The sequence below is a fragment of the Brucella tritici genome (assembly GCF_902825325.1).
Classification (GTDB): Bacteria; Pseudomonadota; Alphaproteobacteria; order Rhizobiales; family Rhizobiaceae; genus Brucella.
On the sequence record NZ_CADEAR010000100.1, the window covers coordinates 1 to 255 of the forward strand.

Genomic DNA, 255 nt, shown 5'->3' on the forward strand with positions numbered 1-255 from the left:
ATTATTGCTCGTGGTTCTGCCATGCCATGCACATGGAAATGAAGGGCCGGATGCTCGTGGAACCGAAGAAGGCCTGACTGCCATGAAGTTCCCCCGCCGGTTTCAGTCCTTGAGCGCCGCAATGCTGCTGACCGTCGTTCTGTGCGACGGTTTGCAGGCACGGCAGATCGATGTCGTGGCAGGCGAAGGCGTACAGGCGGCTATCGACAAAGCGGAGCCGGGCGATGTCGTCCGGCTTCTGAAAGGCAAGCACAA

1 pseudogene is annotated in these 255 nt (G+C 59.2%); it reads left to right on the forward strand.

From position 1 onward, the window contains the following. Positions 1-82 precede the first annotated feature (82 nt). Positions 83-255: pseudogene (locus HWX93_RS23140) on the forward strand (nitrous oxide reductase family maturation protein NosD); the annotation flags it as partial.